We start from the raw sequence: 25,006 nt of genomic DNA on the forward strand, positions 1-25,006 counted from the left end.
TCGGAAGACTACCATCCCTCAGTTCATTATCAGAGGGTCACTGATTTAGAATAACAAGGCAGTTACGGTACCAAACAAATGAGTTACCTGTACTGGCTAACTTAAACTTGAAATTTACGATCAATTTTTTAATTTCTATTTGATACATTTTACTTAATAATATCCCAGCTTAATGGTGTTCCTCGTTCTATATCAGTAGCTGCTTTCCGATTTATTATTTCATTATAGTGCTTTGGAGGCAAACCATTACCAGGTCTTATAGATTTCACATTATCTTCTGTAAATTTATCTCCAGCTTTTATATCTTTTACGACGAAAAGTGATCTTCCCAATAATCTATTATTTTTTTTCTTCTCACTCATGGTATAATCAACTTTTCCTAAAGCCTTTTCAGCATCTCTTACTGAGTCCACCATTTCCTTAAACTGTTGTGGCTCTAGAGAAAAGGAAGAGTCAGGTCCACCAACAGACCTATCTAATATAAAATGTTTCTCAATTACATTAGCCCCTAATGCAATTGACAAAACAGGAACAGTAATACCTAACGTATGATCTGAAAGACCAACTTCAACTCCAAACGTTTCTTTCATATTTGGTATTGTATTCAAATTTGCATCTTCAATCTTTGCCGGATATGAAGATGTACACTTAAGTAAAATAATTTGATCATTTCCTACACGATTACACGCTTCAACAGCCTCCTGAATATCGTTCAATGAAGCAACTCCAGTTGAAATAATCATAGGTTTACCTTTAGAAGCTGTATATTCAATTAATGGTATATCCATTATCTCATATGAAGCAATTTTATAAGCGGGCACATTTATACTTTCTAAAAAATCAACTGCTGACTTATCAAATGGTGAGGAGAAAAATATTAAACCGATGCTATTTGCATATTCCTTTAATTCTTTCTGCCACTCCCAAGGCATATGCGCTTCTTCGTATAAATCATATAAAGTTCTTCCATCCCAGATAGTTCCACCTTTGACTGTGAAATAATCATTATCGCAATCTAATGTAATTGTGTCTGGTGTAAAGGTTTGTATTTTTATTGCATCTGCTCCAACTTCTTTTGCAGCTAAAATTGTTTTCTTGGCAATATTTATATCGTTCCCATGGTTTGCAGAAAGCTCTGCAATTATAAAAGTTCTCTCTTTATTGCCAATAGTATGTGAATCAATCTTAATCTTCATTGATAGGTTCCTCCATATCAAAATAAACTTCGCTGACAGTTTTAACTCCAATTCCATTGGAATACTTGGGTGTGATTTCTAAACATGAGCCATACATTAAATCAATCCACCACTTTAGGTCTTTAAATCCAAAATAGTGACGGAATGCCAAAGTGCTAGATAGCCTTGGATTTATCTCAAACGGTAAATACTCACCATCATCATTCTTTCTAACTTGTATATTAATTGAACCTCTAAGGTTAGTTAGATTAGCGATGTTATTAGCCAATTCATCAATCTTAGGGTCTGATATCCTTCGAACAAATTTACTTAAACTCCCATACCCTAATTCTCTCTGAAAGGCAATATTATAAACATTTTCTCCATCTGAAAAAACACCTATTGTAAATTCTTGCCTATTGTCTCCTATTATTTCTTGAATAATACTGTTGGGGTGTTTCTTTTTGTAGTAAATAAAATCATCAGCATCTTCAATTTTTACTACTCCTTTACTACCTTGAGTAAACTTTTCTTTCAATAAAAAAGGGTAGTTTAATTGACTAGAAAATTCTTTTATATCATAAGTCTTTGGATGTTTAATTCCTTTGGCTTTAAAGAAATCAATAGTTTGCAGCTTATCCAAAAATGTATTTATAATCTCATTATGATTAATTAAAACTTTCACCTCATCGCCCAGAATAGATTTGTTTTCGCTTAATGTTTTAATTTCAATTTCCGAGCTTGGGATAATTAAGTCTATGTCATGACTATTGCAGATGTCTTTTATAAAACTTAAGTATTGTTCTTTATTATTCGCTCTAGGAGCAATATAAAATGAATCTACATCTAGTTTATTTGCAGGATACTCGTTGATATCACACCCCACGAGTATTTTATGATACTCTATCTCATTTAAGATTTTTACAATTCCAATGCCTATATCTCCACCTATTCCAGTAACTAAAATATTTATCTTTTTATTTTCCATCTAATGGCCTCCTTAGTACATTGGAAAGATAACTTGGTTCTCCACCAACACGCTGTATATCTTCTAGTAATTGATTAATATCATACTCGACACTAACAAATTCAAACAATTTTGTACTCGTATCAAAAACTACAAACGAGGGGAACCCTCCATCCCTAGGTTGTCCAATTGATCCTGGGTTAATTATTTCACATTTCCCCTGCCTAATTTTCATAGGATAGTGGGTATGTCCTTGAAAAACATAATCAAAGTCAATCTCAGAATATCTATCAAAATCTGAATTTGGATAAATATATTCATCTATAGGATCCCAAGGACTACCATGAATGATTTTTATTTTCAAATCATCTATCAGAATATCCTTTACCTCTGGTAAACTTCTTAAAAACTCTATATTCTCTTTCGTTATTGAACTTGAAAATTTTTCTATAGAACTACCGTATTTTTCAAAATATGATTTGGCAGCTTTTTTCTTATCAATTATATCAATAAACATTTGATCATGATTTCCTAAAACGCAATAAATGTTTTTCATATTCCGAAGGGTATCAATGACTTCATTATGATAATAATAATAACCTACAGCATCACCACAAAATATATGAACATCAATTCCTATTTCATCCATTTTGATTAAAGCTTCTTCCAATGCATATTTATTGCCGTGGATGTCCGAAAAAATTGCTATTCTCATATAATCACTTACTTTCAAAAAAAGTATCGAGTTTCATAAAGTTACTATTGACATTCCAATCATCAATAAAATTTTCTTTTATTACTTTAGCAACCGAATCCACACTACGCAATTTATGTTCTCTGTATAAATTAACAAAATCATTTTTTTTACTAAATCCTTTTGATTCTGAATTTCTTATTGATTCTTGCATTCCTGTATCCATAACTCCAGGATCAATTGATAGAATTTTTACGGCTGAGTCTTTATTGTTCTCTGATAGTGAAACTTCGAGATACATTTGAATTGCTGCTTTAGAAGTACAGTACAAAGCCCAACTATCAATTGGCTGATTATATGCTCCCGAAGAAATATTGATGATTTTCAGTTGTCTACTATTTTGATTTGCAAACCTAGTCAACTTGCTAATCATAAGTACCGGTGATAGAACATTTACTGTTAAATTGCTTTTAATATCAGTTTCTTCTAACAAATCAACTGTTTTAATTGGATGAATGGTACCAGCGTTATTAATAAGCGTTATTTTAAAATCATCTTTAAGGTTGAATTGTAGGATTATATTATTCATCAAATCATCTACATTTTCATAGTTATTCAAATCAAATGGATATGCTAATATCTTTTGGTGATGTTTTTTATTCAACTCAGCTTTTATTTCATTTAGTTTAAATTGATCTCTAGCTATTAATATTAGCACTCTATCTTTATCAATTACTGTTCTTGCCAATGATCTTCCTAAACCTTTCCTTGCTCCAGTAATTATTACATACTCCATATACTCACCCCATTAATTCATCTATGATTCTTTGTACACCTTTCCCATCAATAAAGTTCGAATACTTATCGCTAAGCGATACTCTATATGCTTGTTCCTTTAGAAGCTCAATTTCCTGTATGATTTGTTCTCTTAAGCTATCAGATTCCCAATTTAGTACTTTATGAACAAGATTATTTTCTAATATTGCGGATACCGTGAACTTTTGATTATCAATAACTTGAATAGGGATAAAAGGTGTACAAGTAGCTATGAGTTCATATATAGTTTGTCCTGCTGCAGTTATCGCAAAATCAGACTCCAACATTAGTTGCTTAATTTCATCACCAGTTAGATTATTATAAATTTTAACGTTATAAACGCCATTGTTTGAAATTTCTTCTAATTCGTTAGATGTGGTTCCAATTATTATTCTGAAATTTATATCAGGATACTTTGTGCAAATTTGAGTAGTGATGTCTGGCAACAAATTTCTTATGTCTGTTCCACCCATTACAATTAAAGCGTTCTGTATGTTTTTTTCTATATAGTCTCTTTTTACATCTATAAATGGAGGGCGGAGAATAATGTAATGAGGACCTAATAAATAAGTGATTGCTTTATCTTTAGGATAAACTATATAACTCGTATCCAAAGCTGGGTTTAAAACTATTCCTTTAGGATAGTTTAACCGTCCAACATCATCTATGTACAAAGCTCTTTTAGAAATTTGGGAGATGATCTCGTATATTTCTAAATTAGCTTTATAAGAATCTACGATAACATAATCACTTTTAGATATGCATTTGTATAGGTTGTTTTTATCATACCAATTCACAAATGTGAAATTTCTCTTCTTTAACAAACCAATATTATTTTCGTCTCCGTATATAACAAGTTCGACGTTAAACCCTCTGCTTGCTACCTCATCGTATAATGAAGTACATCTAGATATATGCCCAAGACCTATATCAGGTCCACCTTCAGTAAAAATTTTCACATTCATCATTATCAATCCTACTTACTTGATTTTTTTCTGTTCAATGTGGGCATTTATATCATACAATTCTGGCATTTTTTCAAACAACTTGACAATATCTTTCAAGTAAAAATCATGAGTCCCGTGATATAAATACTTGTAGATTTGTGAAATTACTTCAAAATCATCATCTGTATCTAATGTCCATCTATACTTTGAATAATCTGTATTATTTTTATAATAGTAAGTCCTATCAGATGTCTCATAAATGTATGGTGTAACATGTTCTCTCTGGTATTTCTCTTCTGCATGATTAAAAGCATATTCTAATATTTTGAAAGAAAACACTTCAGTATCTAGTCCCCTTGGGTATGTTCTATTTAATACATCTGAACCACCATTTGATACAATATCTAAATTTCCTGTGTTATAATAATCAATTATTTCATCCAATACCTTAGGATCAATCAAAGGACAATCCGAAGTGATCCGGACTACAACGTCTAAGTTATTCTCTTTGGCTGCATAATAGTATCTTGATAAAACGTCGTCTTCACTTCCTCTAAAAGATTTTACGCCACATCTTAAAGCCTCTGATTCAATCACTGCATCTCTTTCATGAGTTGTTGTTGCAATTATTATTTCATCGATTAACTTAGACTGTTTCACTCGCTCAATCACATGTTCTAACACAGTTTTTCCCTGAAGGTTTTTCATAACCTTTTCGGGTAGTCTAGTTGAGCCCATTCTTGCTTGAATTATTGCGCCTATTTTCATATTCTTACCTACTTTCGGTAATAATCTATTACTTTTTTCACTGCTACCACAACATCATTCACATCTTCATTAGACATGCTTGGGAATAGGGGTAAAGTGATCATGTTTTCATACAGTTCTTCTGCATTAGGGCATATGCCCTTTGCATAGCCTAAATCTCTATAATAAGGATGAAGATATACTGGAATGTAATGAACATTGACACCAATATTCTCAGCTTGTAAAGCTTCAAAGATTTCTTTCCGAGTTGTAGTTAATAACTCAGGCTTAACTTTTATAACGTAAATATGCCAGCCCGAATCTGAAAATTCTGCCTCAGATGGTGTCACTATTTCTTTTAAATCCTTAAATGCTTCATTATATTGTTCAACAATTTCTCTTCTTCGAGTGATAAAATCATTGATTTTATTCATTTGACTTGTTCCAAGCGCACTTTGAACATCAGTCAATCGATAATTATAACCAAGGTGTTGTTGTTCATAATACCAAGGACCATGATTTTCATTTAAGATTTCTTGATCTCGCGTGATTCCATGTGTTCTAAAAATCATCATCTTTTTGTATAAATTCTCACTATTTGTAGTTACAATTCCACCTTCAGCTGTTGTTATAGGTTTTACCGGGTGAAAACTGAATTCAACCATATCCGCTTGACTACCAACTTTTCTCCCCTTATATTCGCTACCTAATGCATGTGCAGCATCTTCTATGATAATCAAATCGTGCTTATCTGCAATTTCTTTAATTCTGTCCATATCAACAGATTGGCCTGAAAAATCTACTGGAATAATTGCTTTGGTCTTATCTGTGATTTTCTCTTCAATTCTATCTGGATCAATGTTATATGTCACTGGATCAATATCTGCGAAAACAGGAGTTCCCCCACAGTAAAGTACGGCATTGGCCGAAGCTGCAAACGTCATAGAACTGACTATGACTTCATCACCTTCTTTTATTCCAGCCGCAAAACAAGCCATATGAAGAGCAGCAGTACCGTTTGAAACTGCAACAGCATACTTAGCCCCTACATAGTCAGCTACTTTCTCTTCAAATTCTTTTACAAAAGGACCAGTTGTTAAATAATCACCTTTTAACACATCTACAACTGCTTGTATGTCTGATTCATCTACAGTTTGTTTACCGTATGACAAATAAGTATCTCTTATCGGTTTACCGCCTAATATAGCAGGTTTATCCATAATGATTCCTCCTAACTATAGTCCCAACTCTTCAATTTTCTTTCTTAGTGTCTCTGTATCTATCCATTCAGTGTTTGTACCAGAGTTATACTCCCAGCCTTCTTCAATTAAAGTGCCGCCTTCTTTAAAGTAATAATCTTTTGACCACCAAATGTAATTAGGATAAATGATGTAATGATCCCCATAATCATAGGTACCTCTTGAATCATCGCTAGTAATCATAACTTCATGAAGTTTTTCGCCTTCTCTGATTCCAACAACATTAATCTTACCACCAGGATTCATAGCTTCTGCAATATCAGTAATCGTGTATGATGGATTTTTAAATACATATGTTTCTCCACCTTTTGATTCTTCTAATGCTTTTACAACTAGATCTACTGCATCATCAAGAGTCATCCAGAATCTCGTCATTCTTGTATCTGTTATTGGAAGTTCCGTGGTACCGTTATTAAGTAACTCTCTAAAGAAAGGAATTACCGATCCTCTGCTTCCAGAAACATTTCCATACCGAACTACTGCGAATACTGTTCCTTCATCTCCACGATAAGAATTTGCTGAAACAAATAATTTGTCTGAAACTAGCTTTGTGCCACCATAAAGGTTAATTGGATTAACCGCTTTATCTGTAGAGAGAGCAATAACTTTTTTGACACCACAATCAATTGCTGCATCAACAATATTCTGAGCTCCATGAATATTTGTCTTAATAGCTTCAAAAGGATTGTATTCACATGCGGGCACTTGCTTCATTGCAGCAGCATGAATAATATAATCTACCCCTTTGAAGGCCCTGTATAATCTATCTTTATCGCGAACATCACCAATAAAGAATCTTAATTTTGAGATCTTGTCCGGAAATTTATTACTAAAATCCTTTCTCATGATGTCTTGTTTAAACTCATCTCGTGAATAGATAATAATTTTTTTAGGGTCAAAGTTTTTAAGAACCATTTCAGTAAACTGCTTTCCAAATGAACCTGTTCCACCTGTAATTAAAATTGATTTGTTATTAAGCATTTTATTTCTCCTTTTCTCTCAATTGAAGTCTAGTTTTTATTTAATAGTACATTTTTCCAAGGCATTTTATGAACCTTTGCCGATAATATCCATACAACAACAAATTTTATAGCAAATATTATTGTAGTTGCTTGCGCAGCTCCTATAGCTCCAAATTCTCTTATAAAAAAATAGTTTAATACAATATTTAAAAATGCTGTAGCAAAAGTAACCATAGCCAAAGTACTATTTTTCTGTTCATAAAAAATATAGTTGACCACCATAAGGTACATCCCGTTAAAAGCATATCCTAATGCAATCCAAATCACGTAAACACTTGATTCATTAAATGCTTTACCTAAGAAAACACTTAGAAAAATTGGTGCTAATATGCCTAAACCTAAGGCAAGTAGTAGTATACCAACAAAATATATATAAGTGAATTTTACGATTTTTATTTTTGTAGTATATTGATTTTCCTTCAATTTTTCATATAGCCAAGGAACATAAGCATTATTAAAAGATGTAGACAGTAAATTAATTATCGTCCCTACCTGATATCCCACTGTATATACACCCGTTGCAGCTAAGCCGACCATAGAGGTAATAAAAAATCTATCTGTCATTGATATAATGGTTCCAGACAAAACATGTGGTATCAAAGGAATTCCAAACATTAAAGCGTGTTTAATATATTCTTTCTTTATAACGAACTTAACCCACTTCTTCTTGATTAGTATAAATAATGAAATTAGTGCAAACAACGCTAAAGTAATTACCATTCCATATATTCTCCCAGTATAACCTAAGCCTAAATAGACAACAAAAAAAATACTTATACCCAAATTCAGTGAAGTTTGTATGATATTAAATATTCCATATAAAAGAGCTTTTTTCTTAACTTGAAGTAAGCTAAGTAATATACTGCAAATAAATTGAGACACTGCAAAAATTAATACACTCCATAACAATCTACTAGGAAAAGAAGCTGTTCTTGCTATAAATGCAGAGGAAAAATAGAATATAGATCCCACAAAAATTGAATTAATCAATAAAATAAAAATACAATTACCAGCATACTCACTTATGTTAATTTTCTCACGATCATAATATTGTCTGGTTATAGCACCATTTAAATTCAAGCCTATAAAAGGCACTATGAATGTTACTAAAAGAGTAAACATTGAGACTATACCATAATCTTCAGGAGTTAAATGTCTTGTTAATATTGGTAGCATTAAAAATGGTATAGCTGAATTTAATATACTGGTTAAAGTATATATACTGGTATTCTTTATTAAGCTATTATTTAAATACTTCTTATGCATTTTAACGCCTTCTCAATCAAATACTTCACCTTATATCCCTCCATTAATGTAAACTCATTAAATGTCAAATATTCCTGATGCAAAGCTTATCTACTGCCTTCAATCATATCATTAATATAATCTAATTCTGTTTTTATACTAAAATCGTGTATTTCATAATCAATATTTTTTCGTTGTTTCATTAATATGTCGTTGTTATATTTCGTGTTCAAAATTCTTTTTAACAACTCATTTTTGATGTCGTTATAGTGCACTATAGATTCTGGCAGATTTCTAAACAATCTATTTCCACAAAGAGCTTCTCTATTAATATTCATATTTAACTCGATTACTGAACACCCTGCAATCATTGCTTCTAATGAAAGAGTAGTTAAATAACCAATAAAAATTTTTGAACTATATAAAACCATAAAATTATCATTCTCATTGATGATATAATTTACATTTAAATCATTAGATGTAATTATATCTTGAATAATTTCTTCGTAATGCCTTCTATTCAACGATGGATGTAATTTAACTATTACATTGCTTATTCCTTCTAAATCATTTAAACTATCTTGAAATGATTTAAAAGTATGGTAGATTATTTCTCTATTTGTTTTTTCGTCTATTGGATTGAGCGCTAATGTAATATTTCTTCTAGTCATATCATGTGGCTTTGTTAATAGATAGTTAAACTTATCTGTGCCAGATATAATAATTTTTTGCTCTGGAATGTATTCTTTCAAAGTATCGTATGAACTTTTCCCCCATACCATAACATACGTAGAATAAATATATTTAAATAATCCTGGTGTAGGATATGGAATCATACCATGTTGATGAGTTACGCTTATCACACCTACTTTATTTGCAGCTTTAGTAAAAATTTGATCATAGATATGAAAATCTTGAGTAGTAAATATAACTTCTGTATCCAATTCAACAAGTATCTTCTTAGCTTTTTCATATAAGAATATACATTTATTAATGAGTAAGTTTTCTTCAAAATTTAGATTAGAATTTGACTTTTTAATTCCTATGAATTTAGGATATTTCAAACTCAATACATCAAACCCTTTTATTTTATAATACGCTGCTACTCTTTTACTATTTGTAACTATCAGTGTATATTGCTTGTTTTCATTATTCGTAGTTTTCTGTATTAGGTTATCTAAAATACTAAAATGTCTTGAATCCGCTATATCAAACATTTGGACATAAACATACTTTTTATTCTTATATTTTAATTTAGGTAATACATTGCTATAAAATCTCTCCGATGGTATTTGTTTTGCTACCCAAGATATAAGTTTTTTAATATATAACTTTAACTTGTTTGTGCTAGAAGTAAAATTTTCTTCGTAAAAATGGGTCAATAAAAACTCTGTAGCATTGATGTCATCATGAATAATTTCATGTTTTATTTTGTTTTCTGCGTTCAAAATTTTATCCATAACTTCACCCTCTAATCACCAAATAAATATCTCTTATTGCTCCTCTAACTCCTGTATAATACTTCTTATAGTTAGAGTTCTTAATATCACTCATTATATCTTGTAAAGCTAAAATTTTTGGGTTAGTTAATTGGTTAACTCGCCTTTCCCAAAACTTACTGCACTCTATGATCATTCTTAGAAAGTTGTCATCTACTTCTTTGTCCACAGCTTTTAAATAAGAAATTAACTCTCTACTCATTTTAAGTCTTTGACTATGCATTTCATCCACATAGTTAAAATTATTCAAATACTTTTTAATTTTGCTAGTCAGAGATAATTTTTTTGCACCGATAACATTTTTATCATGTTGCCTATATAGAATTAACATCTCTGGAACTGCAAAAACTTTGCCTTCAAGTAAGCACTGTAATGCAATCCAATAGTCATGAATCCAGTAATTAGGAATGGGAAAAATTCTATTTAAAACATCCTTCCTAAAAGCCATAGTTGCCCCAGTAACAAAATTGTTTTTTAGAAGTGATTCTAGAACAAATATTTTGTCCTTCTTAAGCTTATTATTTGAAAAACCTATAGAACTCCATAAATCTCCTGGTAATTCTATTAAATTAGAATCTACTAATCTCGCGTTAGAAAATACTAAATTAACTTCTGGGTTTTTTTTAAATTCATCAAGAACTTTATCAATTTTATACTCAACCCAATAGTCATCTTGGTCCGACGTAAAGATAATATCTCCGGTGCATAAACTTATAGCTTTTTCGAAGTTTTTTGCAACACCTAATCTTGACTCATTAACTAATACTGACCATTCAATATTAGTCTCTTCAAGAATTGATTCTATAAGTTTAATCGTATTATCCGTTGAAATATCATCGCATATAACAATTTCATCTGGTTGTCGAGTTTGATTTATGATACTCTTTAATTGCTCTTTAATAAACTTGCTACCATTAAATGTACACATAGCAACTGATACTCTATAATTCATCGATATATCTCCTCAATGCTTCATACCACTCATTTCTAGCCTTAAGATTATTTCTCACTAAATCCTCTTTTGCTAACCTCGAATTCTTAGGCCTCTTAGCTCTCGTAGGATAATCTTCTGTCTTTATAGGATTTACTTTAACATCCATACCTGCTTGATTGAATATCTCACATGCGAATTCGTACCAACTGCAATATCCTTCGTTCGTAGCATGATAAATTCCATACTTATCTGTTTCAATCATTTCAAGTAGTAACCCTGCTAAGTCATAAGTATACGTAGGAGATCCAACTTGATCTGCCACTACAGAAATTTCATCTATTTCTTTTCCTAATCGAAGCATAGTTTTAACAAAATTATTGCCGTTACTTCCAAACACCCAAGAAATTCTAACAATAAAATATTTGTCTACAAGCTTCTGAACTTCTAATTCACCTTCGTATTTTGTTTGCCCATAATAATTTATAGGATTTGGCGTATCTGTTACTTCAAAAGGCTTGTCCCCTTCACCATCAAATACATAATCCGTGCTTATATAGATCATTTTTGCATCTATTTCTTTACATGCCTCTACAATATACCTTGTTCCTAAGACATTTACCGCATGACAAAGTTCTCTTTCATCCTCTGCTTTATCCACTGCTGTATATGCAGCACAATGCACGATGACATCAGGGCTATAATCTTTTATAACCCTTTTAACATCATCTTCATTAGTAATATCTAAAGTGTCTCTATCTGTACCTAAATACTCAATTTTTTTTTCTTCTAATCTTTTAATAACATCATATCCAAGCTGTCCATTTGCTCCCGTTACCAATACTTTCATTAGTTATCACCTTGCCTATCTCCGTACATCTTTACATAGTAATCTTTATAATCACCTGATATAATGTTTTCCCACCAGTCACGATTTTCAAGATACCATTTGATTGTCATCTTAATACCTTCATCAAATAGTGTAGTTGGCTCCCATCCTAATTCTCTTCTAGTCTTTGAAGGATCAATAGCATAACGCATGTCATGTCCTGCTCTGTCTTTTACAAAAGTAATTAAAGATTCAGGCTTTCCTAACTCTTTTAAAATTGTTTTTACTACATCTAAATTTGTTTTTTCGTTATGCCCACCTATATTATAAACTTCACCATCTTTCCCCTTGTGAAGTATTAAGTCTATAGCTATACAATGATCTTCAACATAAAGCCAATCTCTAACATTTTCCCCCCTGCCATAAACAGGTAATGAGTCATCATTAAGTGCTCTTGCTATTATAAGTGGTATTAGTTTCTCTGGGAAGTGATAAGGGCCATAGTTATTAGAACATCTTGAAATGGTTATAGGCAATTTAAAGGTTCTGTGATATGCCTGTACTAACAGATCAGCAGATGCTTTTGATGCTGAGTATGGTGATGATGTATGAATTGGAGTCTCTTCTGTGAAGAACAAGTCAGGTCTATCTAGTGGTAAATCTCCATATACTTCATCTGTGGAAACTTGGTGAAATCTCTTTACTCCATATTTCCTAGAAGCATCCATTAACACTTGTGTACCTAGGATATTTGTTTTTAAGAAAATGCCTGGATCTTCGATTGATCTATCTACGTGAGACTCTGCAGCAAAGTTAACTATAAAGTCGAATTTTTCTTCTTCAAATAGCTTGTCTATTAAATCTCTATCCGTAATATCACCTTTTACAAATCTAAAGTTAGGATTTTCCATCACTGGCTCTAGTGTTGATAAATTCCCTGCATAAGTTAATGCATCTAAACAAATAATCCTATATGTTGGATGCTCTTTAAGCATATGAAAAACAAAGTTACTTCCTATAAATCCAGCTCCACCTGTTACTAATACATTCATTCCTTTTTCCCCTCTTTCGTTAGTATTTAAAGTTTGCATCACTTTCAGATAACATCGGTGCACTTAAATCTTTCTCGGATAAAATCGGGCTATCTATACCCCAATCTACATTTATCTCAGGGTCGTCAAATCTTATACTTCTATCATTTTCTGGAGAATAATACTCATCTACTTTATATTGTACTTCTACATTATCCGTTAATGTTATAAACCCATGGGCAAACCCCTTAGGAACTAACAATTGTTTTTTGTTTTCTTCTGTTAGTTCAACAGCTACCCATTTTTTATATGTAGGAGATCCTTCTCTAATATCTACAGCCACATCTAAGATTTTCCCTTTAGTGCATCTCACAAGCTTTGTCTGCGCCTTAGGATTCAGCTGGAAATGAAGTCCTCTTAATGTCCCTTTCTGTGCTGAAAGAGAATGATTATCTTGGATAAAGTCAATATCAATACCAAACTCTTTAAACTTCTCTTTAGAGTATGTTTCTGTAAACCATCCTCTATGATCACCAAAGACTTTTGGCTCGATAATAATTACATCCTCAATATCTGTCTTTATAATATTCATTTATCCTACCTCTTTTCTAATAATGAATTTTGCCTTCAGCAACTTTCTTCAAATGTTCTCCATAAGGTGATTTACCATATTTCTCTGCAGACGATAAAAGAGTTTCTCTATCAATCCACCCATTATGATACGCAATTTCTTCAAGCGCTGAAATTTTGATACTTTGTCGCTTTTCAATCATTTGCACAAATTCTGCAGCTTCAATCAAACTATCCATAGTTCCTGTATCTAACCAAGCAAATCCACGTCCTAAAAGCTTCACATTAAGAGTTTCGTCTTCTAAGTACATTCTATTTAAGTCGGTAATTTCAAGTTCTCCCCTATGTGAAGGCTTAACTTTCTTCGCTAAGTCTACAACTCTATTATCATAGAAATAAAGACCTGTGATACAGTAGTTAGATTTTGGATTCTTAGGTTTTTCTTCAACTGAGAGAACCCTTCCATTATCATCAAATTCCACAATTCCAAAGCGTTCTGGATCATGAACATAATATCCAAATATTGTAGCTTTACCATTCTTTGCATTTTCAGCTGCTTCTTTTAGTATAGGAGTAAACCCATTTCCATAATAAATGTTGTCTCCCAATATCAGTGCTACATTATCGTCTCCTATAAAGTCTTCACCAATAATAAAAGCTTGCGCTAATCCATCCGGTGATGGCTGTTCAGCATATTCAAGACTAATTCCAAATTGACTCCCATCACCTAATAGTCTTTCAAAATTAGGCAAATCTTGTGGTGTTGAAATAATAAGGATATCTTTGATACCAGCCAACATGAACACTGATAGTGGGTAATATATCATTGGTTTGTCATATACTGGCAATAATTGCTTGCTTGTTACCATTGTTAATGGATATAATCTTGTACCTGATCCTCCAGCTAAAATAATTCCTTTCATTTTATCCTCCCCCCTTTAAATTTCATTGATCTTTTGACTAAATTTGTAAAAAGTGCAAATCGCCAACTTATAATTCTTTTTAAATTATTCCTCTTATTTGTAGTCGCAGTATTATTGTGTCTTCGGTACAAAATCAATGGCTCATCAATATATGTTACTTCAGATTTGTTTAACTCTACTAATATACCAATCCAAACATCATGCATAGGAATATTTTCTGGAAATGGCAATATGATATCTAGCACCTCTCTATTAAAAGCCATACAACAACCTATATAAGTATTCTTAATGATATTTTTAACTATTCCCTTTCTCCATGTTGGATGAATTGAATTCATACTATTAATTTCGTTTAGATCCGAATCTACATATTTCGCAGCCGATACCAATAATTTTGTGTTATTTCTACTAAAAACATCTTTAATAGTCTTTGCTTTATTAGGCAACCAAACATCATCTTGGTCAGATAACACTATAATATTATTTTTTGTTTTTCTTATTGCGTTCTCAAAATTCTTAATTACACCTTTTTCATTATTACTATACAACTTTACTCTTTTGTCATTTAAGTAGGTGCTAATAATTTCGATAGTGCTATCTGTAGAGCCATCATCACTTATTATAAGTTCATCATCTTCTTCTAATTGTCCTATGATACTTTCAATTTGCTCTTTTAAGTATAGTTCTCCATTATAGGTTGCTAATGCTACAGATAAATTCATCCTTTTCTCCTTTCAATTGCTATTTTTAAAAACGCTATATTTTTATGCAAAATGGAAAGTTTTATTGATCGGTACAAAATTTTTGTTGCATAAAAGGCTCTTCCCTTAATGCTATCTTTACAATACTCATAAAAATCCTTCGAATAAATCTCAAATCTACTCAGATCTCTGCTATAATTAGTATGGTCCTCGTCTGAAAAATCCTGGATAATTACGCAGTCAAACACTGCAATTTTCTTGAATATTTTTTTATATTCTCTTACAAAATAATGATCTAAATAATCTAAAAATATGTTTTCATTATAACTTCCGGTTTTTTCAAAAACATCTCTTTTAACAGCCATTCCAGAGTTGATTGCAGTAATATCTTTATATACACCCGAAGTGCTCATATTTATTCTTTTAACACTATAGCCATTAGATAAACTCGGAGACATTTGCATATTTTTGGACTTTACGATAGGAACATGCATATATATTTCAGGATATTTGGATATTGATTCGTTAAGCTTGTCAAAGTACTTCACGGTAATTTTTGTATCTTGGTCAAAGATCACCACCCAGCTATCTGTATCAATTTCTTTTAAAGCCCGATTATATGCTTTACTTAACCCTGAATTACCCTCCATGTCTAGATATTTAATTGCTCGTTCATTGCAAAACATTACATTACTATTTTTCATTTGGGATTTGACGCTGTTATCACAAACGATAATATTTAAACTATCAATTCCTATTTTTAATAATGATTTTAATGTAATTGAGTTTTTACACGCCAAATTATAAATAACTACTATACAAGTAAATTTCATTGTACGCCCCCTCTTGCAGCATTTTCCAAATATATAACACCATCATATATTTTTGAACTTAGTTGTCTGTATATTAAGAAGCAATGCTTTTTTTATAAAATGCATTAATAGATGTCATTACAATAACTAAATACCCGAGACCTATTGGGTTGTTTAAAAATGGATTCACTGAAGAGATAATACACAGCATTAGTAATCCAATTATTATTGATTTAACATGTGTTGCTTCTCTTAAATTCAATTTCCTGCAGGATTTTAAGCCTACAAATAAGTTTTTGAGTATGATATATACATAAGATATAAAACCTAAAATCCCCATATTCACTAGCAATTCCAACCAGAAAAGTTCAAATTTCACCATTTCTCTAGTTGCAATTTCATTTATGAATAAAATTCTCACACCAAACCCTTTTCCAAATAACATATTCTCAAACCATACATTAATCATAGTTAATAATTGATTAGATTAGATTTGATTATATAGCTACTATCCGTTCTGCTAATACGATTAACCAAAGTAGATGATAAGAACTCTGAAAAAATCAATGTTACAGCTATTCCAACAACTATTGTAAGTAGTAAAGCAGCTAATTTTTTACTTCCCTTTGAAAATGAAATTACCAGCAATATCCCAAAAACTAAAGACACCCATATTCCCATTGTCATAGTTGTTAAACACCCAACAAGGAGTATAAACATTCTAATGATAGAAAAAAAAGTTCTTTCATTTGATAAACTAACATATTTATAAAGCTCATGTATAAATGCTATAGCCATATAAGGACTAGTCTTTAAAAAAACACTAGGCAACCCATATCTCATTGATAAATGTCCGTATTCTAAATTCATAAGTAATGGGTTGATTACACTGTATAGAGATGGTCTCGCACTAAGAGCTACGAAAATTCCTATGGAGAACAATGCAAGAAAAAAAGCAGCTTTATTAAAGATGTTCAAAGCTATTTTTGCCTTCTCTGTTGTATTAATAAATAGTGTGAATGGAAAGAATATCAATAAATACAAGTATCCTTGGCTCGATAAAACAATGTCAGATATAGGATATCCCCTTATCATCCCATTCATTATTGAGATTAAATAGAAAAAGAAAAACACCACCACAGGTATATGAAAAATGTTCTTTTCTACTTTGAAATTATTACGAATGATTTTAAATATAAAATATAAAATCGCCAACAAAAACAGAATATATCTAATTGTTAATGGACCAAAAGTCAGTAATCTTCCTGCACCACCAAGTACGAGTTCGATGACTATAATGATTGCCAATAAATTAGGTTTAGTACTTAAGTGCTTACCGTTTTGAGTTATACTATTCTTTAAAGAAATCTCTCCAGTCAAACTTTCTACCTCCAATATTGGAAATGACATTTCTATGTGTCAATAAATATCATTTACACTCTTTCTCAATTTTGCTTTGAAAGAATCCATTGAGAACTGTTCTATAAATAATTCTTTACAATTATTTCTTCTTAGTTCCATCAATAAACCATTAAAATTCTCGTTATTTTTTATTAAATCCACACATATGTTTCCTTTTACATTTAAACCAACACCATACTTCTCAACTATCTCTGCTGTATCTGCAGGGATGTTATTTATGATAGGAAGTCCATGCTGGAAGTAATCTATAGACTTCATTGTTAATCCAACACAAACACTATCTTTCATAATATTCAATCCAAAATGACATTTATCAAGAATATCTTGTTTCTCTTGTGGATCATAGACTTTACCATGGTATTCAACAGTAGCACCACCTGCTTTTGCTGACTCAATAAGCTCTTGTTTGCTTTCACCATCACCTATAAGATGAAGCGTTACAGGCTTAACCTTCTTGATGGTTTCTATGATTTCTTTGATCTTAGGAATATCAATGATATTGTTAATTGACCCTAAGTAAGCCAAATGTATATCATCTTCGCTTAACTGAGGATTGCTAACTACTTCTATCTCTCTTTTAGCAAGATATACAGTTTCTGTCTTAACACCTTTCAATGCATCACCTAAAACAGACTGATATAAATCACATTCAGTAATTATAAGATCAGCATATTCTAAGCTCTTATCTCTCATTGCACCCCAAAAAGTAAATGGTGGAAACTGCTTTGCCTTCCCTATAGGCATCGTTTCTGGCCATAAATCTATTAAGTCTAATATAAGCTTTACATCTTTATGCTTTTGCTTATAGCTGGCAGCAAACTTTGCTAGAGAATTCGGTGGTACAAATGTATATACTAAGTCTGGCTTTAACTCTTCGACAATCTTAAAAGCATCGCCCGCGTATTTATAATGTGAAGATAGTCTTGATACTGATAAATTCTTATAGTAGGGCTTTGACTTAACAAAAATAAACTCTTCTTTAGGTTCTTTTCTATGTACTTTTTTGAAGTGCCTAAAATCAGATTGAATTACTGTTACGTCGTATCCTTGTTCTTTGAAAAACTCATGAACTAAATCAACTCTATCCTCATAAGTATCAAAGCAATTAACTATAACTGCTTTCATCACCTTCCACTCTCCAATTCCGTCAACTCTATAGATTCTCTAAATGTTCTTATTCGGTAATTTGTCTTATCATAGTCACTCATGGACTTCTCATAAACCAAATTACCAAATATCTTATTCACAATTCCGATTCCAAACATCAACCTCAATACAGGATTAAACATCTTAGTCATCATGATCTTCTTCCCATGAATTTCACCAATCAATCTAACCAACTCACTGGTCTTCACATATTCTTTGTTCTGTGGGAAGTACAATCCCGCCTCTTCATGGTCAACCATGACCTTAATGAACTCACAAAGATTATCTATATGAAGCATACTGCGCTCATTATCGATGTCAGGAAATACAGGTATCTTCTTGGACATGTTAGCAAGCCTTGGATAGTTACCTTTGGAGCCTTTCCCATAAATCATAGGTGGTCTTAGCACAACTATCTTAAAATCATCTGATTCTAAATCTTTGATACCTTCCTCTGCCTGGAGCTTACTATTTCCATAAAAGTTACTCGGTGTCGGAACTGTATTTCTATCAATGACTCTCTTACTACCGCTGCTATCCCCATAGACAATAATACTGCTCATAAAAATGAACTGCTTTACACCTTCTGCCTTGGCCTTCTCAGCAGTTTCGATCGTAAGGTCTCTATTAACTTTATAGTAGAGGTCTTCCATCTTTGGATCAGATGACACATGAGCAATCCCAGCCACATGAAACACGACATCATATAAACTGAAGTCCTTCTCTTTCCATGAGCCGTCTTTCATATCAACCGTATCTACTATATATTTATCAGGTTCTCTCATGAACCAATTCTCAAGAGATGTACCTATATAACTGTTCTTTCCAGTGATTAGAACTCGCTTCATCGTTTCACCTCTTAATAAATTGGAATGACTCGAACCTTTACTTTCTTCTTTATCTTTAGTCATCTTTGCAATAACCCCAGTCCCACCTTCAATAACGCCTTTGCTCTTAAGAACAGCTGTAAAAGTTCCTATGAAACATATAAGGTCAAACCAAAGACTTCTCTTTTTAACGTATTCCCCATCCAACCTAGACTTTTCTTATATAGGCAACTCATCTCTACCATTAATCTGCGCCCAGCCTGTAAGACCAACCGGCACATTATTGGCACCGTACTTGTCCCTTTCTTCAATCAGATCATACTGATTCCAAGGGCTGGTCTTGGACCGATGATACTCATCTCGCCTTTAAAGATATTGATGATTTGAGGTAGTTCATCCAGAGATGTTCTGCGTAGAAACTTACCTACCTTTGTAATCCACTGATCTGGATTTTCTAAAAGATGTGTTGGTGTGTCCTTCGGCGTATCAATTCTCATGGTTCTAAACTTCAATATATGAAAATGACTCTTATGGATTCCTACTCTCTTCTGTTTAAAGAGAACAGGTCCAGGGGAGTCAACCTTGATTGCTAATATAAGTATTAAAAAACAGGAGCTAAAATGATTAGTCCTAAACCTGAAAGTATGATATCTATTAATCTTTTTATCTTTAAGTAAACCATGATAATTCCTCCTGCTTCGGTTATGTATGAATAAAGTGCATTTGAGCACCTTGTTTTCCAATTTATGTATAATTCTTAGCCAAAATCTATATATAGTATGTGTGACGTATTTTTAGTGCCTTTTTATGCTATATATTGTGTTTATCCTTTCATGATACTCACATCGTTATACACATTCAATCAACAACGCTATTTTAATTAAAGAATTGCAGTGTCTCATAAAACAATTTATATTTGTTCCATTCAATACTATTCATGCACATGTTTCTTGGCTGTGCACTCAATGTTTTTGTTCACTTATATTTTCTTTTCGCATAGTCATAAAATCGTTTAGAAGAATCCACTGTTATTTAATCTATTATTAGCCCTCTCAAAAATAACCTCACATCTTAATAAACTGGTCATTGTTACTACAAAACATCTCACGTCAATTCAAAAAGACAAGCCTTGTTTTAATAATAGACATTTCATCCTTCGAATCTTAAAAATCTGTGATAATTCATCAGAATTTGTTTTTATAAGATTTCCTCAACTTTTATAATAGAATCACCTAATTGATAGATTTATCGATTAGGTGATTCGTACACATAATTCTAACTTATATAATTGGAGATATGCTTTGGTACCTTAAGCTAATCAAATACCTAGAAAATCATTAAATTATCGAACGCCTATGGAAGTATTCTTGAGTTACATTAATGATTCACATTTGTCTAGCTTAATTTGACAAATCAAACATTATAATATTCGTAATACCCATATCCCTTATTTTTATTAATAGGAACATCATTTAAGATATAACCAATAAGATTGGCTTTAACATTATCTAGCGAAACCTTAGCTTCAACCACTTGATCTCTTCGAACATAATTTTGACGTACAACTAAAATGGTACCATCTACTTTACCTGAAATTATCTGACCGTCTGTAACTGAATGTAAAGGCGGGGTATCAAAAATCACTAAATCAAATAATTCCGTAATTTGGTCTAGCAACACTGAAAATTCTTGAGATCCCACTAACTCAGCTGGATTGGGCGGTATAGGCCCAGAAGGTAAGATATACAAGTCAAAATCTTCAGAATATTGAATTACACTTTCTAAAGAATATTCCTCATTTACAAGGGCTGTTGTTAGTCCTACATTATTATTTAATTTGAAGGTCTTATGTAGAGTAGGTTTTCGCAGGTCAGTATCTACAATTAATACTTTTTTCCCAGTTTGAGCGTATGTATAAGCCAAGTTAACAGTGGTTGTTGACTTTCCTTCCATAGATATAGAAGAGGTAACTGCAATGCTCTTAACTGAACTGCCAATTTGTGCAAACTCAATATTAGTCCGAATTGTTTTATACTGTTCCGCTATTGCTGACATAGGTTCAAAGTATGTTACTAAAGGTGATCCTAATTTTTGTTCATTTTCTAGTTTTTGTTGCTTTTTCTTACTTTTAAAATTAAACATAATTTACACCCTTCTTTCTCGACTTTTAGTAGCGACAGTACTTTGTACTCGACTATGCTCTTTCTGATCCTCACTTAGTTCAAAAATTCCTCCTAGTTTAACCATTTGTAAATCTATAAGGTCATCACTAGATTTCACTCTGCTATCTAATACTTCAATAACAAGTGCGATAGCTACCATAATCATTGCGCCAAGGAGGCCACCAATTATGGTTACTCGTACTACATTAGGTGACACTGGAGATGGATTGAACGTAGCTGACGAAACTACATATAAATTTGAGACATCATCACCATAAATACTGATCAATGTCTTTTCAAATTCTGTAATGACACTATTTACAATATTCTGCGCATCTCCTGGTGTATCCATCGTTGCAGAAATGTTAAAAGCCTGAGAATCAGTAGATTGTTCAACCCTTAAAGCATTCCGTAGTTGAGGAACTGTAAATTTTCCATCCAAACTATTGTTCACTTCCGTTAGCACACCATCTCCTAAGATAATATCTCTGTAGGTACTGACTAAAGTTACGTTAGTTTGTATTTCGTTATATTGAATTGAAGTATCCTGACTACTACGTTGATTAACAATCAACTGCGCTTGAGATGAGTATTGTGGCTCTACGAAAAACATGACTACTATCGCTGCTAAAGTTGCACCAATAATCGTCATATTCAAAATTCTAATAAAGTATTTTTTAAACAATAGCCATAAATCATAAAGTTCATATTCTTTTTCCATTTTTCCTCCTAATTAACCTAAACCATTTCTAACCATCACCAAAAGTTTCTTTAATTAAAAATACCAAGCATTAATAGTTTAAAGCCGTATTTTTTAAATTAAGAAGTTTTATATTTGCATTTAATTATAGTCCAAAAATGAATCTTTCATCAATGTAATTTACATCCATAATACAATTTCATGACATTTAGTCAAGTCCATAATCCTGTGTAAAATACTATACAATGTTTTACCGGTCTCTCATTGATCAAACTTAATATATTTTCTTGTAGAACTGAGCCATTCGTCATGAAGGTCTATAAGGACAGCTCCAATTAATCGATTGGCAGACGTTCGGTTGGGAAAAATCCGAATAATCTTTTCTCTTCTGCGGACTTCCTGGTTCAGTCGTTCAAGAAGGTTGGTGCTTTTTAGCCGATTGTGACCATTTCCGATAACCGTGTATTGAAAGGCATCTTCGAAGCCATTATCCAATGTTTCGCAAGCTTTTGTATATTTAGACTGGTCGATATATTCACCGACTAAGGCATTCTTAGCTGTTCGAGCGAGTTCAATATCCGTAAACTTAAAGATCGCTTTTACTGCTTCTCTAAACGGTTTTGAATTCTTTTTTGGAATGGAACTGAAGATGTTTCTTAAAAAATGGACCTGGCATCTCTGCCAACTCGCGTTGGTAAATGACTTACGAATTGCAGACACTAGGCCTTTATGGGCATCAGAAATGATGAGTTCTGTCCCCTGTAGACCGCGTTCTTTTAAGTATTCAAAGAAGATGGACCATGTGTCATCACTTTCTTCATTTTGGATCATGAAGCCAATGATTTCACGATCACCACCTTCTGTTATCCCGATCGCAATATGGCAGCTTTTAGAAAGCACTCGATGGTCCTCACGGACTTTTATGTAGAGAACATCAGTCATCAGATAAGGATAACTCGTACCTGAGAGTGAACGGTTCTGCCATTCGTTGACCATCGGGTCTAACTGCTCAGTCAGGCTAGAAACAAAAGATTTCGATACCGATTTTCCACATAGCTCTTCAACAATCTTTGAAACTTTACGTGTCGAAACGCCTGAAACATACATCTCAAGCATTGAAGCGAGCAGTGCCTTTTCATTTCGCTGATAACGCTCAAACACCGTCGGTGAAAATTCACCATCACGTGTTCTAGGCACTTTTAACTCGAGTGTGCCCACACGAGTCGTAAAGTCTCGCTCATAATAGCCATTTCTTTGACTCTGACGACTTTCTGAACGTTCATAGTCATCGGCTTGAATATATTCTGTTCGTTGATTTTCCATCAATTGGTTGAAAACAGTGGTCAAAATATTTTTAGAAACTTCATCTTTTACCGAATGTTCAATAATACTTTGAACCTCTTCGTTGTTCAGTGTAAAATGTACTTGGGTCATGTAACGTCCTCCTGGGTATGTTTTTGTGGTTAAAAACATTGTACCGTAAAAGGGCTGTTACATGGCCTTTTATCTTTTACACAATTATATGGACTTTATCTGACATTTCCTTTCGAAATATAACCTATATATATAAAAAGGGTGTATAAAAATCTTTCTCCCAAAAGCTCTTTTACATTTTTACACAACATTGTTTATATTCTATTTAGTTATTTAATGAATTAATCTTAAAGAAATTAGTTTGCTAGGCAACTGTCTTTCTTACATCTAACTGATCTAACTAGGAAAACTTATCTGCCCTAATTCTGAGAGGTTGAATTTTTTTATGTAACACATGATGTACAACATATAGAATCTGACTTAAAATACAAATTCAATACTGATTTTGAAAAATTATTCACTGAAAAACCAATTCCAATTTCTATTCCTGTAACTTTACAAGAATACTCTTGAACAATTACAATAATTAGATTTCCAGGTCAGAAAACCAAAATTATCTAAACAAATTTTTCGTCACTTTCCTAGAGGAAGTAGACAATACATACGTATTATAAAAGAATAAAATTTATATGATTTTATAGACCGAGCTAAGTCAAAATTAACGAAATTTTATAAACTCTCCAAATTATATGATTTCCCTGAACTAACAATCCAATCCTAAGAACACTTAGCTATACAAACAAAATTAGCGGAAAGGATACTTCAATTTCGAATTGAGTGTAGAGTTAATGGTAAAAAAGAATCAAGTTTTATTTGCAAGACAATGGGGAGTATAGAGCAAGAGATAAGAAATTTGTAAAAATTCACTATGATTGAAAGAGTCTTTTTTATGACTATTTTAGATCACCTATCTAGTTTTCAAAAATTTTAATTTATCAATATATGTTATTATTTCATAGTAAACACAATAAAGGACAAAGCAACTGAACTGCCCTCTGTCAAGTAGACAAGCAAATAAACAAATTTTTGTGTGCCATGTATGAATTTCTCATGCATGGCTTTTTCTTATAATGGAATCCGTAATCCCATTGATAAAGTAACGCGTTTCGAGTTATAAAAGTTAATGTAAGTATTAATGGCGCTCTCTAAATCTTCAAAAGATTCAAAATTGTCAAGGACAGTATAAAATTGTAGGTTTATGACAGAA

The 25,006-nt window shown here is 32.2% G+C and carries 25 protein-coding genes and 1 pseudogene; all 26 read right to left on the minus strand.

Annotated features, from left to right (window positions below):
• Positions 1 to 149: 149 nt before the first annotated feature.
• The 26 genes and pseudogenes from pseI to AWM76_RS11240 all read right to left on the minus strand — a co-directional run bounded on the left by pseI (position 150) and on the right by AWM76_RS11240 (position 24,999).
• Positions 150 to 1,196, minus strand: coding sequence for a pseudaminic acid synthase (pseI, locus tag AWM76_RS07140; protein ID WP_003141651.1), 1,047 nt, complete (start codon positions 1,194 to 1,196; stop codon positions 150 to 152).
• Positions 1,186 to 2,163 (minus strand): ATP-grasp domain-containing protein, encoded by a 978-nt coding sequence (locus AWM76_RS07145; RefSeq protein WP_003141652.1) that lies wholly within the window; start codon positions 2,161 to 2,163, stop codon positions 1,186 to 1,188. The genes pseI and AWM76_RS07145 overlap by 11 nt, the downstream gene beginning before the upstream one ends.
• Positions 2,153 to 2,857 (minus strand): metallophosphoesterase family protein, encoded by a 705-nt coding sequence (locus tag AWM76_RS07150; protein ID WP_003141654.1) that lies wholly within the window; start codon positions 2,855 to 2,857, stop codon positions 2,153 to 2,155. Before AWM76_RS07150 ends, AWM76_RS07145 begins: the two co-directional genes overlap by 11 nt.
• 4 nt (positions 2,858 to 2,861) lie before the next feature.
• Positions 2,862 to 3,632, minus strand: a complete 771-nt coding sequence (locus AWM76_RS07155) for an SDR family NAD(P)-dependent oxidoreductase (RefSeq protein WP_003141656.1) — start codon at positions 3,630 to 3,632, stop codon at positions 2,862 to 2,864.
• Positions 3,633 to 3,636: 4 nt separating this feature from the next.
• Positions 3,637 to 4,620 (minus strand): PseG/SpsG family protein, encoded by a 984-nt coding sequence (locus tag AWM76_RS07160; RefSeq protein WP_003141657.1) that lies wholly within the window; start codon positions 4,618 to 4,620, stop codon positions 3,637 to 3,639.
• 12 nt (positions 4,621 to 4,632) lie between these two features.
• Positions 4,633 to 5,367 (minus strand): cytidylyltransferase domain-containing protein, encoded by a 735-nt coding sequence (locus AWM76_RS07165; protein ID WP_003141658.1) that lies wholly within the window; start codon positions 5,365 to 5,367, stop codon positions 4,633 to 4,635.
• Between the two features lie 8 nt (positions 5,368 to 5,375).
• Positions 5,376 to 6,566: a UDP-4-amino-4,6-dideoxy-N-acetyl-beta-L-altrosamine transaminase gene (gene pseC / locus AWM76_RS07170; protein ID WP_003141660.1), complete on the minus strand. Its 1,191-nt coding sequence runs from the start codon at positions 6,564 to 6,566 to the stop codon at positions 5,376 to 5,378.
• 15 nt (positions 6,567 to 6,581) lie between these two features.
• Complete coding sequence (gene pseB, locus AWM76_RS07175; RefSeq protein ID WP_003141661.1) at positions 6,582 to 7,586, minus strand: UDP-N-acetylglucosamine 4,6-dehydratase (inverting); 1,005 nt, start codon at positions 7,584 to 7,586, stop codon at positions 6,582 to 6,584.
• 29 nt (positions 7,587 to 7,615) lie between these two features.
• A complete protein-coding gene (locus AWM76_RS07180; RefSeq protein ID WP_003141663.1) occupies positions 7,616 to 8,893 on the minus strand; it encodes a flippase in 1,278 nt (425 codons plus the stop codon).
• An 86-nt stretch (positions 8,894 to 8,979) separates the two neighbouring features.
• A complete protein-coding gene (locus AWM76_RS07185; protein WP_003141665.1) occupies positions 8,980 to 10,332 on the minus strand; it encodes a glycosyltransferase family protein in 1,353 nt (450 codons plus the stop codon).
• A 4-nt stretch (positions 10,333 to 10,336) separates the two neighbouring features.
• The gene (locus tag AWM76_RS07190) at positions 10,337 to 11,323 is read right to left on the minus strand and encodes a glycosyltransferase family 2 protein (RefSeq protein ID WP_003141667.1); all 987 of its coding nucleotides are present in this window, start codon (positions 11,321 to 11,323) and stop codon (positions 10,337 to 10,339) included.
• Positions 11,313 to 12,152: a dTDP-4-dehydrorhamnose reductase gene (gene rfbD / locus AWM76_RS07195; RefSeq protein WP_003141668.1), complete on the minus strand. Its 840-nt coding sequence runs from the start codon at positions 12,150 to 12,152 to the stop codon at positions 11,313 to 11,315. The genes AWM76_RS07190 and rfbD overlap by 11 nt, the downstream gene beginning before the upstream one ends.
• Positions 12,152 to 13,183, minus strand: coding sequence for a dTDP-glucose 4,6-dehydratase (gene rfbB / locus AWM76_RS07200; RefSeq protein WP_039935001.1), 1,032 nt, complete (start codon positions 13,181 to 13,183; stop codon positions 12,152 to 12,154). Before rfbB ends, rfbD begins: the two co-directional genes overlap by 1 nt.
• 19 nt (positions 13,184 to 13,202) lie before the next feature.
• Complete coding sequence (gene rfbC / locus AWM76_RS07205; protein ID WP_003141670.1) at positions 13,203 to 13,754, minus strand: dTDP-4-dehydrorhamnose 3,5-epimerase; 552 nt, start codon at positions 13,752 to 13,754, stop codon at positions 13,203 to 13,205.
• Positions 13,755 to 13,770: 16 nt separating this feature from the next.
• Positions 13,771 to 14,655 (minus strand): glucose-1-phosphate thymidylyltransferase RfbA, encoded by an 885-nt coding sequence (gene rfbA / locus AWM76_RS07210; protein ID WP_003141671.1) that lies wholly within the window; start codon positions 14,653 to 14,655, stop codon positions 13,771 to 13,773.
• Complete coding sequence (locus AWM76_RS07215; protein ID WP_003141672.1) at positions 14,652 to 15,377, minus strand: glycosyltransferase family 2 protein; 726 nt, start codon at positions 15,375 to 15,377, stop codon at positions 14,652 to 14,654. The genes rfbA and AWM76_RS07215 overlap by 4 nt, the downstream gene beginning before the upstream one ends.
• Positions 15,374 to 16,189 carry a glycosyltransferase gene (locus tag AWM76_RS07220; RefSeq protein ID WP_003141674.1) on the minus strand — a complete coding sequence of 272 codons (816 nt, stop codon included), beginning with the start codon at positions 16,187 to 16,189 and terminating at the stop codon, positions 15,374 to 15,376. The genes AWM76_RS07215 and AWM76_RS07220 overlap by 4 nt, the downstream gene beginning before the upstream one ends.
• Before the next feature lie 73 nt (positions 16,190 to 16,262).
• Positions 16,263 to 16,613: a hypothetical protein gene (locus AWM76_RS07225; RefSeq protein WP_039935004.1), complete on the minus strand. Its 351-nt coding sequence runs from the start codon at positions 16,611 to 16,613 to the stop codon at positions 16,263 to 16,265.
• Positions 16,614 to 16,639: 26 nt separating this feature from the next.
• A complete protein-coding gene (locus AWM76_RS07230; RefSeq protein WP_039935006.1) occupies positions 16,640 to 17,548 on the minus strand; it encodes a hypothetical protein in 909 nt (302 codons plus the stop codon).
• Between the two features lie 39 nt (positions 17,549 to 17,587).
• Positions 17,588 to 18,715 carry a glycosyltransferase gene (locus AWM76_RS07235; RefSeq protein ID WP_003141678.1) on the minus strand — a complete coding sequence of 376 codons (1,128 nt, stop codon included), beginning with the start codon at positions 18,713 to 18,715 and terminating at the stop codon, positions 17,588 to 17,590.
• Positions 18,715 to 19,647 carry an NAD-dependent epimerase/dehydratase family protein gene (locus tag AWM76_RS07240; protein WP_335338909.1) on the minus strand — a complete coding sequence of 311 codons (933 nt, stop codon included), beginning with the start codon at positions 19,645 to 19,647 and terminating at the stop codon, positions 18,715 to 18,717. The genes AWM76_RS07235 and AWM76_RS07240 overlap by 1 nt, the downstream gene beginning before the upstream one ends.
• Positions 19,648 to 20,245 (minus strand): annotated as a pseudogene (locus AWM76_RS07245) (sugar transferase); the annotation flags it as partial.
• A gap of 731 nt (positions 20,246 to 20,976) precedes the next feature.
• Positions 20,977 to 21,705 (minus strand): CpsD/CapB family tyrosine-protein kinase, encoded by a 729-nt coding sequence (locus tag AWM76_RS07250; RefSeq protein ID WP_003141683.1) that lies wholly within the window; start codon positions 21,703 to 21,705, stop codon positions 20,977 to 20,979.
• A 3-nt stretch (positions 21,706 to 21,708) separates the two neighbouring features.
• On the minus strand, positions 21,709 to 22,446 hold the full coding sequence (locus AWM76_RS07255) for an LPS chain length-determining protein (RefSeq protein ID WP_003141685.1): 738 nt from the start codon (positions 22,444 to 22,446) through the stop codon (positions 21,709 to 21,711).
• A 240-nt stretch (positions 22,447 to 22,686) separates the two neighbouring features.
• Entirely contained in the window at positions 22,687 to 23,859 is a 1,173-nt protein-coding gene (locus tag AWM76_RS07260; RefSeq protein WP_060779369.1) for an IS256-like element IS1542 family transposase, read from the minus strand.
• Between the two features lie 1,005 nt (positions 23,860 to 24,864).
• Complete coding sequence (locus tag AWM76_RS11240) at positions 24,865 to 24,999, minus strand: IS3 family transposase (protein WP_082702807.1); 135 nt, start codon at positions 24,997 to 24,999, stop codon at positions 24,865 to 24,867.
• Positions 25,000 to 25,006 lie beyond the last annotated feature (7 nt).

This window comes from Aerococcus viridans (assembly GCF_001543285.1).
Lineage (GTDB): Bacteria > Bacillota > Bacilli > Lactobacillales > Aerococcaceae > Aerococcus > Aerococcus viridans.